The sequence below is a fragment of the Streptomyces sp. NPDC048650 genome (assembly GCF_043199095.1).
GTDB lineage: Bacteria > Actinomycetota > Actinomycetes > Streptomycetales > Streptomycetaceae > Streptomyces.
Genome location: NZ_JBICVM010000027.1, coordinates 1 through 14,481, shown reverse-complemented (window position 1 = coordinate 14,481; position 14,481 = coordinate 1). Strand labels below are relative to the sequence as shown.

Sequence of the window (14,481 nt, the reverse complement as noted above, 5' to 3'; positions counted from 1 at the left end):
TGAGGTCGGCGCGCTTCGAGCCCGCCCCTCACTGGCACCGCACTCTCCTTCTCCGCCCGCCGTACCGGGCAATCGCACACCACTTCACGGGGGACGATCACTGTGTCACTGACACTGCCGGAAAGTGTCACCTGGGTCATGGAACTCCTCGGCTACGACTGGCCGGGAGCCGACGAGGACAAACTCTTCGAGTGCGCCTCGATCTGGCGCACCTTCGCCGAACAGGCCAACCAGGCACTCTCCGCCGGCACTTCGGCCTCCAATGAGGTTCTCGGCGCCAACTCGGGCGAGGCGATCGAGGGCTTCTCGAAGGAGTGGGGAGCCTTCGCCGGCACCGGCGACAGTGGTGACCACTACCTCCGTGACGCCGCCGCGGCGGCCGAGACGATCGCCCTCGCTTTCGACGCGGCCGCCATCGCGGTGATCGCCGGCAAGGTGGCGGTCATTGCCCAACTCATCGTGCTGGCAGTCGAGATCATCGCGGCGCAGGCCTCCGCGCCCTTCACCCTCGGCCTGTCGGAAATCGCCGGTGCGGGCGCAACCCAGGCGACCCGGCTGATCGTCCGCGAAATCCTCGACAAGATCAAGCGCGAGGTGATGCAGGCGGCGACCAAGGCGATGGAACACGCCACCATGGACGCGATCAAGGCCATGGCCAAGAAGGCGATGTCCAAGGAAGCCCGCAAACTGGCCATGGACGCGGCCAAGAACTACGTCAAGACGACGGTCAAGGAAGAGGTCAAGGAAAAGGTCGTCACGGCCGCCAAGGATTCCGCCAAGGAATTCGTCACGGAGACCGTGGTCAACGGGGCCAAGGACAAGGCGAGGGAAGCCGGCGAAGAGATGGCCGGCAACCTCGTCGGACAGGGCATCGAGAACCACTTCGGCGCACGCGACGGAATCGACTGGGGCGAAACCGCCGACATCGCCAAGGAAAAGGCCGGCGAATACGTCGAGGACGTCAAGAAAGACGCCACCGACCGCGTCAACGAGTACAAGGACGGCGTCACCAGCCTCGCCGATCCCCAACACTGGGCGGACCGCGTACAGAGCGACGCGGAGAACAAGCGGGACCAAGTCGTCGACCACCACACCAACCGCGGTCTCGACTACGCCCAGAGCCGCGTCGACCACCACACCGGCGGCGCCGCCACCCGCCACCAGGACGTCACCGACGAGGCCCGCAACGGCGTATCGGAACACGTCCGGTCGGTCTTCGGCTGAGCAGCGCTGGCATTCTTTGTTGCCGCGATGCCTTCAGCCCCTCTGCGGGATGGTCCGCAGAGGGGCTGAAGGCATCGCGCCTGCCCATCTATCCACCTACACTGCCCCACAACACAAATGGGCCCGCAGCCCGAAGGCTGCGGACCCCAACACCATCTTCCGCTACGGCAAGGCGTTACTGGCCCGGCGGCTGCGTGGGCGGCGCCGGCGGGTACGATCCGGGCGCCGCACTGGGCTGCTGCTGGTGAGGACCGGACGGCTGCGGCACAAAGCCACCGGGGGCACCAGGCCCACCGGGACCGCCATAGCCACCCGGGCCACCCGGAGGCGGGCCATTACGCCGGTTCTTCTTCTTGACCACCAGTACTACGACTAGGACGACGACGAGGAGACCGACCACGCCACCGACGATGCCGATGATGGCGCCGGTGCTCAGGCCGTTGTCGTGAAACTTGGGGTCCGGCTCAGCGCCGTTGGCCTTGCCGGGCGCCTTGGGCGAGCTGGACGACGAGTCACCGCTGAGCGCCGGCAGAGGGCCGTTCTTCGACCCCGCGGGAACATCCGCGGTCAGTGCCTTCCACGGCTTGATGAAGCCGTAGCCGTAGTGGGGGTTGGGAAGTTTCTTCCCCTTCATGTCGTCCGGCAGACCGGCGGTCTTCACCAGACGGTTGGCGATCTGGCCGGCGGTCAAGTCCGGGAACTTGGAGCGGAGGAGGGCCGCGGCGGCGGACACGTACGCAGTAGCGTCTGACGTGCCGTTGGCCAAACGATAAGGGGTCTCAACTCCCGCCGACCGGATGTGAAGCCCTGGGGCCAGCAGTTTGACATGAGAACCGTAGTTGGAGTATTTCCAGACCTTGAGGTCGATGTCCACCGCTCCCACGGCCAGAACCCCACGCGCTACTGCCGGATTACGCGGGCTGCTGACGCCTTCATTTCCCGATGACGCAACGAGCAGCACATCGTGCTTCCGGGCATAGTCAACGGCTGCCTGTTCAGCATCTGAAGGTTTCGTGAAGGCAGTGTCGAACGACATGCTCACCACGCTCGCGCCGTGGTCTACGGCATACCTCAGCGGCTCGGCGTAGGACATCGGCTCTTTGCCGGAGTCGGAGCCGGGCTTGGGGATCGGAGCGTCCGAATCTCCAAGGTCAACTCCAAGAGGAAGGATCTTGGCATCAGGCGCCAGCCCTTTCACGCCTTCGGACCCACCAGGCCCATGCCCATGCCCAGCGATGAGCGAAGCCATGGCGGTGCCATGTTCCTTCTCCCCATCCGGATGGTCTGCCGTTCCTCCTCCCCCGGTGTAGAAGCTCTTCCCGGGAAGCACGTTTCCCTTGAGATCAGGATGATTACCATCCACCGGCTGGTCGATGACAGCTACCGTGACGCCCTTGCCTGTTGACAGCTTCCAAATATCGTCAGCGCCGAAGGCCGTCAATGGCCATTGGTCTTTCCTGATCTGATCTGCCGAAGCAACCGGCGCGGTGCCGAAGAGCAGTGCTCCCGCCACCACCGCGCCACCCACCGCACGCAGCGTCCGCGTGAAGCTCATGCCGTAAAACACCTTCCTCACAGAGTTGGGGCCCGCAACCCGAGGGGCTGCGGGCCCCAAGCACGTTGTCGATTGCTTGTTTCCCGGTCGTTCCTACTCGATGACCCGAGGAGCCACATTACGCTGCGGCGTCCACGTCTCTTCCTCTTCCACGAGGTAGTCGGGACGACCCGAGTCGCTCCGACTCCCCTCGCCCCTGGCGCCTGGCGCACCATGCGCCCCGCCCATCATGCCTGCCGGGCGACGGCCACCCGAATTGGAGCCGGCTTCAGTTCCCCCTCGGCTACGGTGCAGACCAGACCCGCCCTGGCCTCCGCCACTGGCTTTGCCACCGGGCGACCCGACCATTCCGCCCTTCTGCCGCGCTTGAGGACCACCGGAGCCGGCACCCCCGTGCCCACCGCCCGCGCTCTTTCCTCCTCCAGCACCATGCATGCCACCCATACCGGGCATACCAGTGCGTCCAGAGCTGGCGCTGTGTCCGCCGGGGCCAGTGCTGGGCGTACCGCCCTTGAGCCCGGAAGCACCGCCCTTGAGCCCGGAAGTACCACCCTTGAGCCCGGAAGTACCACCCTTGAGCCCGGAAGTACCACCCTTGAGCCCGGAAGTACCACCGGGCATACCAGGCACAGGCATGTGGCCCCCGCCGCTGGGACCGCTGGGCACATGAACTCCCCCGCCGTGAGGGCCTCCAGTACCCGGGCCACTGGGGACTTTCGGGCCGCCAGGTCCACTGTGGAGGCCGTCGAGACCAGTCCCCACGTCGGGCCCCTTGGGCTTCAGTTCACCCAGACCGCCGCTGATGCCCGGCTGATTGACGCTCGGAGAATCGGGCATCTTCAGGCTGCTACCGGACTCCGTCCCTCGCTTCGGGATCTTGAGGCCACCGGCGCCCCCCTTCGGTCCACCTGTCGGCATCATGGGGGTGTTAATTCCGTTGAGACCGTTGTCCTTTGGGTCGTGCTCCGGAATTTTGTCGTCTTTCACCGACCCTGGCTGCGGCGCCTTCAGCGACTTAGCCAGCTGCATGTACGACGTGCCCAAGTGCTCCATGGCCACAGCAGCCGTGAGTCGGCTCTTTTGGTGGTCGCTCAGGTCTTCCTCGTTCGCCTCTCTGACAGCCGCAGTGTCCGCCCCCGACTTGAGGAGCTTATCCAGATCCTCATCGTCAATCTCCCACCACGAGTTGATCTCATTGAAGTCATCGTCGATCGAATTGATCTTATTGATGGCCTTTTGGAGACTATCGGCCGCCTTGCCAATTTGATGAGCCGTCCAGCTGGCCCAAGGCGCCCCGGCCTTGAAGTTCGCGATGATCTGATCGGCACTCTCTTGGAAGCGCTCAGAGGAGTCGCCCTCCCAGTGCTCCCTGACCTTTTTCACGGCCTTTTCGAACTTATGCTGCAGATCTACCAGGTCGTCGTGAACCTTCTGCCAGTGTTCAGCAACACGCTCGACCGTATTGACGTCGGCATCCTCCACCATGCTCTTCAGAGCGTCGAAGTAGTGCTGGTTGAACGGGGTGTGGAACTTAACCGGACGCTCGTAGCTACCTTTGGGTGCAGTGCTGTTGTCTTTACTCACCTGTCGGCCCCCTTCTCCTTCAGCTGACAATCAACCGATGCACTGTCAATGTTGCATTTTGTTCGCGTGCTCGGCGTCGTCGTAGTGTTCCTTCACCTTCTTGGTTTTTTTGCCAAATTTATCGATCATCTTCTCGAGCCTGTCGAGAATGTCTTGCTCGATAAACTTTTTCATGGCTTCATGCTCTTTATTAAGTTCCTCGCGCTCGTTAAAGTGCGCCCCCAGAGCACTAACCGGCAGGAATGTCCCACTACCGGCCTTGCCCTTCGTTCCATTCATGTCCTTCAGGACATCATTGAGCTCCCTGACAACCTGGTCGAGAGCGTCAAGATTGACCTTGTATTCCTTAGCCATGACTGGCCTCCCCGTTAGTGCCAATACTGTTCTTACGTCGCCAGTCACGCATCGCGACGGCGGAGCCAACCACCACGCCGACTGCCAGGATTCCGCCGCCGACGATGTAGACGGCGATGCGGGCGCTCCGCTCCTCCTCGCTTTCACCCAAAGTGATCGCGACGGGGCGGATGTTGAGGCCGGCGGCCGAGTTCTTGTTCTTGTCCGGCGTGGGTGACGCGGTGGGCCGCTCGGTGTCGTTGAGGGCCGCTACCGGGTCGACGACGCCCCAGCCGGTGAAGTCGTCACGCTTCGCCTTTACGCGCGCTGCCGTCTTCTCCAGGTGCCAGATGACTTCCTGGGGGCTCCACTTTCCGCCGGGCTTGTCGTGCTTGTGCTGCGCGATGAGGAGGGCCGCGGCTCCCGCGGCGTACGGCGAGGCGAAGCTGGTGCCCTGGTCGACGCAGTTACCGCCGTCGGGGACGGTGGAGACCATATTGACGCCAGGGGCGGCGATATTGACGTACGTGCCGGACTGGGAGAAGGGCGCGCGCTCGTTGTTGCGGTCGGAGGCGGCCACCGCCAGGACGTTGGAATGGTCCCTGGAGTAGGCGGCCGGGTACATGTCCTTCTCGCGGCCGTCGGCACCGTCATTGCCCGCCGACGCGACTATCAGGATGCCGTGCCGTTCGGCCACGTCGACCGCGGTTTGGAGGTCGGTCAGGTCGGACTTTCTGGCGCCGGTCCCCTGGGAGATGTTGATGACGTCGACGTCTGCGGCGACCGCCTTGCGAATGGCGGTGGCCAGGTCGGAGGCCTTACTGCCTTTTTCCGAGTTGGTCGTCTTGAACGGGATGACCTTCGCCCCGGGTGCGATACCGAAGAAGCCGGAGCCGGCGATCTTCTGGGCGGCGATGATGCCCGCGACCTTGGTGCCGTGACCGACCACGTCCTGGTCGGCCTTGCCACCACCGGCAACCGTCACACCCCTGGAGCCGAGGGCGGGCCTGATCTGCCCGTTGTCGCGGTCGACACCCGTGTCGATGACGGCGACCTTGACGCCCTGGCCCTTCGTCTTCGCCCACATCTGATCGATCAGGAGGCGCTGGAGGGACCAGGGAGTCTCTTTGATGTTGTCGGTGCCGAACTTGCACTCGCCACTGTTGAGCGGCACGTTCTCGTCCGCGATTGCCGGCGTGGCGGTGGCGCAGGACAGGCCGGCGACGCAGGCCACAGTGACCAGTGCGCCCGCCGCTCGTCGGCGGTGCCCGGCTCGGTGACCAATGGCGCGAGATCCCACGGGTTTTCTGCTCTCCATCTGTGGCGGATCGGTCGGGAGCGAGGAGTAAGGGGGGAGGGAAGGGGGAGAAGTGCGGAGGAATTGGGGCAGAGGCCACAGAGCGCAAGTGGGACGGCAGAAGGGCGAGCGCACTTGTGCAGCGCGCCCGCCCTCATTGGCCACTGTGCGAGCCGTCAGGGCTGCTCAGCCGTATGCCATCCGTACCTGCTGACGTGGGTCAGCCGCCCCAGATGCCGGCGTTCTTGTGCTCGGTGCTCTGGTAGTTCTGAGCGGCCTGGTCCAGCGCCTTGGCGATGGCCTCGAGCGTCGAGTGCAGAGAAGCGGCACGCTGGTCCCACTCGCGCTGGCGGGCCTGGTAGCCCTCCTGGGCCGCACCTTCCCAGCTCGCGGCGATCTTCTTGACGCCGGCCTCGAGGTCGTCGAGCTGCTGGCGGATGTTGTTGGCCGTGCCACGCACGTCCTGGCTTGCCTGCTGGATCGTCGCAAAATTAACGAGGATCTGGCCTGACATGGTGTCTCCTCAGGAGTTGATGATGCCTGGTCGATTCACAAACCGCAGCGCGGCGGCCGGTTGGCCGGCGCCGCCGCGGTGAAGCCGATGCGCCGCGGGCGACGGCGCGGCTTCATCATCCGAACGGTGAAGACGATGCGGAGATGTGCGTGATCGACTGCGCCTGCTCCTCTTCGGAGGCGGAGTAGTTCTTCGTGGTCTCGTCGATCGCTTCCTTGATCTCGGCAAGAAGCTGGTTGATCCGCTTGCCGTCCTCGTTAACCTGCGACTGCAGCTGGTTGTACGAGGAGGCCGCAGCACCCTTCCACCCGGACGTGATGGTGTCGACGACCGTGTTCAGGCGCGTGATCTCGCCCTGGATCGACTGGTTGACAGAGGCGATCTTGCCGCTGAACGCGACCATCTCCTCTTCAGTGGTTGTGTACTGCTGACCAGCCATAGTCAACGTCCCCCATGAGACTCGTACGTTGACCGCGCCCACCGGCGACGGCGCTGCGCGGTTGGCAACTCCTGTTGGTGCCTCCCGCAACATTACCCACTCCATACGCCTGTTCCCAACAGGGGGTGGGTACTTGTGACGGGATCACAACATTGTCAACTACCCGTCGCCGGCACACCATTCAGTGGAATGGGGCAGAGCGGGAATTTTCGGGCGGGGCGGTACGGCGAGAGGCCGCGCCGACGCCCGCTGGCGGGCGGGACGGCGCGGCCTCCGAGGGCCTTCTCCCGGCGTCAGGAAGCCTGCGGCTGCTTCGCATCCTGCATGGTCAGCGACGGGCCCGAGGAGAGCAGCCTGGACCATGCCTCCAGAACCGACGGAACACGCGCTCCCGCATACCCGAGGTGGGCCTGGTTCAGCCCCACCTCGTCGTCGCCCTTGCCGGCCTTCACACCGTCGTTGTTGTTCGGCACCGAGTAGCGCAGGCCGGTGTCGGTGACGAGGAACATGGAGCCGGAGCCGGGCTTCTCCTTGGGGGTCTTCACCTCGCGGTACAGCAGGCCGTCGCCGGGGGTGACGTACGAGGTGGCGCCGGACGGGATCTTGGCGGGGTAGTCCGTACCCACCCAGGCGCCCATCGTGGGCACACCGTACGGGTACTGCTGCGCGGTGCCCGGGATCTTCCGGCTGGTGCCCTCGTAGAAATTGCAGGTCACACCGTCGTCGGTGCCGGCGGGCAGGCCACTGGTCTGCGAGCCGTCCTTGAAGGAGTTCGCCATCTCGACGTCTTCCTTCGGCCACGGGTTGTCGGGCTTCTGGCCGCCGATCTCGAAGTCGAGCTGGCCCATGAACTCCTTGTTGTGGCCGGAGTGGGCCTCGTCCGGCGCCGCAGTGATCGCCGCGCTGGCCAGCGGTGGCACGTCCATTGCCCTGCCGTTGCCACCGGGGTTCACCACCGCGGCGTTCGGCCCCTTCGTCAGCAGGTTGGCGATGAAGTCCGAGACCTCTTCGACGTCGTCCTGCGTGACGACGTACTTCTGGCCCGACGCGCTGTCCTGGACCACCGTGCCGATCTTGCTGTACTTGTCCGGGACGTCGCCCTTGGCGGAGGTCTTCCTGCCCCCTCCCGCTCCCGGCACCGTCGGCATGTAGAGGGGAATCGGGCTGGTGATGAGCGTCTTCATCCACTCGTCGGTGACCTGCTGCGGCGCCTTGCCCTGGAAGACCACGGTGCGCAGGACCTGGTTCGCCCTGTCGGCGGCAGCCTGGGACATCGGCACATGGCCGCCCATCGTGACGTCGAACTTGAACGCGACGCCGTTGTTGTCGACCAGGTAGTAGTCCCCCTTGGGATCCTGGACGAACAGCGCCTGGTGCAGGTCGAGCTTGCCCTGGCTCCGGGCGAACTTCTCCTTCTCCTTGCCCCCCAGGACGAACACGGCCTGCTGGGGCTTGTTGCCGCGGACGCTGCTCGGACGGTTGCACACCGCCCAGGTCTTCGGCTTGTCGACGTCCTCCGTGCCGGGCATCCGGTCGGGGGCGAACGGGATGCCGAGGGCCGGGCCGTGCGCGATCTTTCCGTCCAGCTGGTCCTCGTCGACCTGCACGACCTGGAACTTCTGCGGGTCGACGAGCAGCTTGGCCGATGCCAGGTTCAGGACGGGATGGAGAATCTTCTCCTTGGAGCCCTTGGGGTTCAACACGACATAGCGCGTGGTGGACTTCGACCCGACGAGCACATTGCCGCCGACGTCGTTCCACCCCTGCGGGGCGATGGGCTTGAGAATGCCGCACGCTCCGAATCCCACGAGAACCAGCACGCTCATCACGATCCCGGGCACCACCGCCTTCAGTGGCTTCGGTGCACTCTCGATCGAGCCATTGGGCAGCGGCTTCAGAAATGCCGCATTCGTGCGCTTCCGCGCAAACGAATACGCATTCAGCTCGTCCCGACGTGATGCCATTGTTGCTTTCTCTCCCCGCCTGTCGGATCTTCCAGCGACCGCCCCCGGCACTCACGCCGTAGCGCCCTCTACTATGCCGTGTGTCGATCCACCCGTACGGTACGGGTGCCACCTTCCAACACACCAGTCTCAGCGGCGGCCCACACGCCCAGAGGCCACACCACCAGTAGAGGAGCAGGCCGGGGGATGTCCAGCGCCACCAGGGCTCGACGCCGCAACGGGCGGCAACCGCAGCAACAGCCTTCCGCTGCACCGCAATACGCGGGAAACGCTGGCCAAAACGGCACAGCTCGGGGCAACAGAGGAAATCGCGGCCGGAGTTCGGAGCCTGGCCCGTCCGGCCCGGTATCGCCGCGTTTGCGTCAGCAGGCCGGAAATATCGGTGGTGTGCGCGTACAGCAGCTGGCCATCATCGAAATCGCCGCGGCGCTGGTATTGGTGGGCCTGTCGATCCACCACCCGGTCGCGCTGATCGTATCGATCGTGCTGGCGGCCGTGCTGGTCGTCTTCGCGCTGGGCCGGCGCCGCAAGGTCCCCCTCCCGGAGTGGATCACGACCGTCCGCGCCATGAAGCGCCGCGGCAAGGAGAGCAGTTCCGCGCTCTCCGCCACGCAGGGCGTCGACCCCGCGTTCGCCCCGGTCGTGGAGTGCGATCCGGCGCTGCGGACCTACGAGTACATGACGGACTCGGATCAGCGGGCCATCGGATTCGTCGGCGACGGCACGTTCCTGACGGTCATGGTCCAGGTCGACGCGCGCGACGAGCCACTGCGTCCGCAGCGCGGCAGCCACATGCTCCCGCTCGACCTCCTGCACACCGCCCTCGACGTGGAGGACATCCACCTGGAGTCGGTGCAGTTCGTGCAGTACACCCAGCCGGCGCCGGCGCCGCATCTGCCCGAACAGGCCGTCGCGGCCCGTTCGTACGCGCCGCTGCAGGCTCAGTCCCAGACGCCCTCCCTGCAGCTGACGTGGATCGCCCTCAAGCTCGACCCGGAGCTGTGCGCCGAGGCCATCGAGGCCCGCGGCGGGGGGCTGGAAGGCGCCCAGCGCTCGTTGCTGCGCGCCGCCGACCAGCTCGTCAGCCGGGTCACCGCGCACGGCGTACGGGCCAAGGTGCTCGCCGAGCGCGAGGTCGTGGCCGCGATCGGCACCGCGGTGTGCGTCAGCCCGCGTGCCGCCAACGGCGCGATGGGGCGGGACGGCCGGGCCGCCCGCCGCACCCAGGAGACGACCCGCGCGATGCGCTGTGACGACCGTTGGCACTCCACCTACTGGATCGGCCGATGGCCCCAACTGGGCCAGGGCGGCGCCCCACTGGCGGCGATCACCCAACTGCTGACCAGCACCAGGGCGATGGCCAGCACCTTCGCGCTGACCGCCACGCACGGCGGCGGCCGGGCCCCGGCCATCTCGGGCTACGTCCGGCTGTCGACCCGCAGCGAGAACGAACTCTCCTCCGCGCAGAACGAGTTGGAGCGCCGTTCCGGCTCCGTGAAGGTCGGTCTCGTACGGCTCGACCGCGAGCAGCTGCCCGGCCTGCTGGCCACGCTCCCCCTCGGAGGTACCCGCTGATGGCCACTCCCACCTATCAGCCCCGTGCCAACGTCAGCGGCAACGGCTGGCGCAACCCCCCGATCGGGGGCGCCGACGGCGCCCGCCGGCTCAACCACCAGCCCCGGCCGGATGAGGACGACTCGGGCCCGAGCGGTCCGAAGCCCAGGCCCGGGTTCGGGCTGCGGGGTCCGCGCCGCAACCCGCACGTCCTGACGGCCGAATCGCTCGGCTCGCTGACCCTGCCGGTCGGCGACGACGGCGTGATCATCGGTATCGATCCGCAGAACCAGCCCGCCGTGCTGAGCGTGCTGCGGCCGGCGCCGGTGGAAATCGCGCTGGTCGGCAGCATGTGGATGGCCCAGGTGCTGGCGCTGCGTACGGTCGCCACCGGGGCCCGGGTCGCTGTCGAGACCGCCCGGCCGCAGGCCTGGGGCCAGATGGCGCAGGCCGCGGGTGGCGGGCAGCAGTGTGTGTCGATCCATGAGGTGCGCCAGATCGCGCCACAGGGACCCTCGGTTTCCAGCCCCGTGCTGGTCGTCCGCGACATGGGTGCGCGCCCGCCGCGCAATCAGCTCGCGCCCAGCCCCTGGCAGTCGACGCTGACCGTGCTGCCGTTCATGGGACCGCGCTCGCCGCAGATGCTCGCCCGCGCCGATCTGGTCGGCCTGCAGCGACTGTCACCCGAAGAGGCGGAAGTGGTGACGCGCATCATGCGACTGCCCGAGCAGGTCGGTGCGGTGCTGCCGACGCTCAGCGACAATGCCATGCTCTGGTGCTCGCGCGATGGCCATCAGTTCGTCATGACCCAGCCGACGGAGGCCGAGACCAACCTGCTCGGCGGGCCGCGCCGGATGGACTGACCACATCTCTGTGGGCCGGTGGCGCGCGGCGCGTGGACGACCGGTCATGGGCACGACCTGCGGGCGCATCCACGGATGCGCCCGCAGGTGTGCCGCGGGGCTTGAAGACGACATGGCACCGACTGCCGTTATGGGCCGACTCTTGATTAGGCTGTGTGGGGAGCGCAGAAGCACATCACGACGGCAGTTCACGACGGCAGTCGATACGGGGATGGAGAGCGAGCAGTGTTGGCGCAGCCCCGGACGATGTGTTCCGACTTCCGTTACATCCGATCGATCCGCCTGTATCCGGTCCTGCCGTTCAGGTGCGTTGCAGTAGACCAGGAGGCACAGTGAACGAGCAGGAGGCTTTCCGTCCGGACGGAAACGATCCTGACGATGACCAGTCCGAGTTCGATCTGACCGGCGAGTTCAAGATCGATTTTGCCGCTCCGGCCTGGTACGCGAGCAGTGACACCAGCGGAGGCGGTGCGAGTGCCGCCCCCGCACCGCCTCCTGCGCCTGCTCCCGCAACTCCTCCCAACGGGCCGCCGCCCACCGGGCAGCCGCTGACGGGGCCCGCGCAGGGGGCTCCGCCGGGCGCCCCCGGGGTGGGTCAGCAGGGTGCTCCGGCGCCGATGACTCCGCCCGCGGAGGCCGCGCCGCCCGGGTTCCCGATGCTGCGCCCCAACGACACGGGCGGCGACGCACCGGCCCCGCAGGCTCCCCCGGCAGTGCCGGTGACGCCCGCAGAGACTGCGCAGCCCGCACCGGCTGCGGAGTCCGACGAGGGCAGGGTTCGTGCGGGCACCGGCGGCGATCCCTCGGCCGGGCTCTGGGACGACGACGATGACGATGACGGCCCCGAGCTGACGGCTGAGGCCGCCGCGGCCGAGTCCCCCGCCCCGAGCGCCGCGGCGGCCCCCGAGCCGACCGCTCCCGCGCCGGAGGCGCCCGAGCAGCAGCCCGCACCGGCCGCCGAGCAGACGGCGGCGCCGGCGCAGAGCCAGCAGCCGCAGCCGCAGCCGCAGCCGCAGCCGCAGCCGCAGCAGGGCGTCCCCGCGCAGCAGCAGCCGCAGGCCACCCAGGGCTCCGTTCCTCAGCAGGCGGCGCCCCAGGGCGCTCCGCAGCAGGGCGCTCCCTGGGGTGCCGCTCCGGAGGGACAGCAGCAGGGTGTGCCACAGCAGGGCGGACTGCCGCCGCTGCCGCCGGAGTTCCAGCCCGCGGACCCGCGCACGGCCCAGGGGCAGCAGCAGCCGCAGCCCCAACCTCAGCAGGCCCAGCAGCCGCAGCAGGCACAGCAACAGTCCCCGGCCGGCTACCCGCAGCAGGCGCAGCAGCAGCCCCACCCGCAACAGCAGGGCCGGCCCGCACAGCAGCAGCCGCAGCCCGCCTACGGCTATCCCCAGCCTGCCTACGGCTACCCCCAGCAGCAGCCCCAACAGCCGCAGCAGAACCCCCACCAGGCCGCGCAGCAGCCCGCTTACGGCTACCCGCAACAGGGCGTCCAGGGCTACCCGCAACAGGGCCAGCAGCAGCCCCAGCAGGCCGCGCCCGGTTACGACCAGCAGCAGGCCCAGGCCCAGGCCCAGCAGGCCGCCCAGGCACAGCAGCAGGCACAGGCACAGGCACAGCAGCAGGCACAGCAGGCGGCCCAGGCCCAGTACGCCGCCCAGGCCCAGCAGCAGGCGCAACAGCAGCAGCCGCAGCCGTTCCCCGGTCAGCAGGCCGGCGACCCCAACGCCGCGGCGAACTACGCGCAGTACTCGCAGCCCGGCCAGCAGCAGCCGCAACAGCGGGCCGCTCCGGGCGCACCGCTCGGTTACAGCGCCGCCGTCGAGCTGTCCTCCGACCGACTGCTGCGCAACCAGCCCAAGAAGCGCAAGCCGGGCGCCAACGCCCAGCCGTCGAAGTTCAAGCTGGGCGCGAAGAAGGAGGAGGCGGAGCGCCAGCAGAAGCTGGCCCTGATCCGTACGCCGGTGATGTCCTGCTACCGGATCGCGGTGATCAGCCTCAAGGGCGGCGTCGGCAAGACGACGACCACCACGGCGCTGGGCTCCACCCTCGCGTCCGAGCGACAGGACAAGATCCTGGCGATCGACGCCAACCCGGACGCCGGCACGCTCGGCCGACGGGTGCGCCGCGAGACCGGTGCGACCATCCGTGACCTGGTGCGCGAGATCCCGAATCTGCACAGCTACATGGACATCCGCCGGTTCACCTCGCAGTCCCCCTCGGGCCTGGAGATCCTCGCCAACGACGTCGACCCGGCCGTCTCGACGACCTTCAACGACCAGGACTACCGGCGGGCGATCGACGTCCTGGGCAGGCAGTACCCGATCATCCTCACCGACTCGGGTACGGGTCTGCTCTACAGCGCGATGCGCGGAGTCCTCGATCTCGCCGACCAGTTGATCATTATCTCCACCCCGTCCGTGGACGGTGCGTCCAGCGCCAGCACGACCCTGGACTGGCTGTCCGCACACGGCTACGCCGACCTGGTGCAGCGCGGTATCACGGTCATCTCCGGTGTCCGTGAGACCGGGAAGATGATCAAGATCGACGACATCGTGTCGCACTTCGAGACCCGGTGCCGCGGCGTGGTCGTCGTCCCCTTCGACGAGCATCTCGCCGCCGGTGCCGAGGTGGACCTCGACATGATGCGGCCCAAGACCCGCGAGGCGTACTTCAACCTCTCCGCCATGGTGGCCGAGGACTTCGCGCGGCTGCAGCAGGGTCAGGGGATGTATCCGCAGCAGCAGATGGCCGGCGACCCCTACGCGCAGCAGCAGTACCCGCAGCAACAGCAGTACCCGCAGCAGGGCCAGCAGCCGCAGCAGCAGGGCCAGCCCGCACAGCAGCCCCCGGCCGGCTACCCGCCGCAGCAGGGCGGCTGGACCCAGCAGCCGGGCCAGCAGCAGCCGGGCCAGCAGCAGCCCGGCCAGTGGCAGCAGCAACAGCCGGCTCCGGACGCGCCGCTGCCGGACGGTGGCGGGTGGACGCAGCAGCCGCCTCCGCAGTGAGCGGGTAACGCAGTAACGCAGTAACGCAGTACGGGCGGGGGCCCCCCCGAGGGTGGGGCCCCCCCGGATTTCTCCCGCCGTCTACCGCGCGGTCGGGCGCCGCCCGGCTGGGGCCGCCCGGCCCCCCAGTGACCAAAGGGCGGCGGGGCCGG

At 67.4% G+C, this 14,481-nt stretch carries 11 protein-coding genes; 4 read left to right on the top strand and 7 right to left on the bottom strand.

Annotated features, from left to right (window positions below; translation table 11 throughout):
* The first annotated feature begins 102 nt into the window (after positions 1-102).
* The gene (locus tag ACGFML_RS37635) at positions 103-1,224 is read left to right on the top strand and encodes a PE-PGRS family protein (protein WP_393550388.1); all 1,122 of its coding nucleotides are present in this window, start codon (positions 103-105) and stop codon (positions 1,222-1,224) included.
* A 175-nt stretch (positions 1,225-1,399) separates the two neighbouring features.
* Here ACGFML_RS37635 and ACGFML_RS37630 read toward each other — a convergent pair whose 3' ends face one another.
* The 7 genes from ACGFML_RS37630 to ACGFML_RS37600 all read right to left on the bottom strand — a co-directional run bounded on the left by ACGFML_RS37630 (position 1,400) and on the right by ACGFML_RS37600 (position 8,910).
* Positions 1,400-2,779, bottom strand: coding sequence for a S8 family serine peptidase (locus ACGFML_RS37630; protein ID WP_393550386.1), 1,380 nt, complete (start codon positions 2,777-2,779; stop codon positions 1,400-1,402).
* A 93-nt stretch (positions 2,780-2,872) separates the two neighbouring features.
* Positions 2,873-4,363 carry a WXG100 family type VII secretion target gene (locus ACGFML_RS37625; protein ID WP_393550384.1) on the bottom strand — a complete coding sequence of 497 codons (1,491 nt, stop codon included), beginning with the start codon at positions 4,361-4,363 and terminating at the stop codon, positions 2,873-2,875.
* A gap of 45 nt (positions 4,364-4,408) precedes the next feature.
* On the bottom strand, positions 4,409-4,717 hold the full coding sequence (locus ACGFML_RS37620; protein ID WP_393550383.1) for a hypothetical protein: 309 nt from the start codon (positions 4,715-4,717) through the stop codon (positions 4,409-4,411).
* Positions 4,710-5,996 carry a S8 family serine peptidase gene (locus ACGFML_RS37615; protein ID WP_393550381.1) on the bottom strand — a complete coding sequence of 429 codons (1,287 nt, stop codon included), beginning with the start codon at positions 5,994-5,996 and terminating at the stop codon, positions 4,710-4,712. The genes ACGFML_RS37620 and ACGFML_RS37615 overlap by 8 nt, the downstream gene beginning before the upstream one ends.
* Before the next feature lie 217 nt (positions 5,997-6,213).
* Entirely contained in the window at positions 6,214-6,507 is a 294-nt protein-coding gene (locus ACGFML_RS37610; RefSeq protein ID WP_393550379.1) for a WXG100 family type VII secretion target, read from the bottom strand.
* 115 nt (positions 6,508-6,622) lie between these two features.
* Positions 6,623-6,946, bottom strand: a complete 324-nt coding sequence (locus ACGFML_RS37605) for a WXG100 family type VII secretion target (RefSeq protein ID WP_393550377.1) — start codon at positions 6,944-6,946, stop codon at positions 6,623-6,625.
* Positions 6,947-7,239: 293 nt separating this feature from the next.
* Positions 7,240-8,910 carry a type VII secretion protein EccB gene (locus tag ACGFML_RS37600; RefSeq protein WP_393550375.1) on the bottom strand — a complete coding sequence of 557 codons (1,671 nt, stop codon included), beginning with the start codon at positions 8,908-8,910 and terminating at the stop codon, positions 7,240-7,242.
* A gap of 387 nt (positions 8,911-9,297) precedes the next feature.
* Here ACGFML_RS37600 and eccE point away from each other — a divergent pair, with 387 nt between their 5' ends.
* The 3 genes from eccE to ACGFML_RS37585 all read left to right on the top strand — a co-directional run bounded on the left by eccE (position 9,298) and on the right by ACGFML_RS37585 (position 14,329).
* Positions 9,298-10,485: a type VII secretion protein EccE gene (gene eccE / locus ACGFML_RS37595; RefSeq protein ID WP_393550373.1), complete on the top strand. Its 1,188-nt coding sequence runs from the start codon at positions 9,298-9,300 to the stop codon at positions 10,483-10,485.
* On the top strand, positions 10,485-11,327 hold the full coding sequence (locus ACGFML_RS37590; RefSeq protein ID WP_393550371.1) for a hypothetical protein: 843 nt from the start codon (positions 10,485-10,487) through the stop codon (positions 11,325-11,327). Before eccE ends, ACGFML_RS37590 begins: the two co-directional genes overlap by 1 nt.
* Positions 11,328-11,659: 332 nt before the next feature.
* Positions 11,660-14,329 (top strand): SCO5717 family growth-regulating ATPase, encoded by a 2,670-nt coding sequence (locus tag ACGFML_RS37585; RefSeq protein ID WP_393550369.1) that lies wholly within the window; start codon positions 11,660-11,662, stop codon positions 14,327-14,329.
* Positions 14,330-14,481 lie beyond the last annotated feature (152 nt).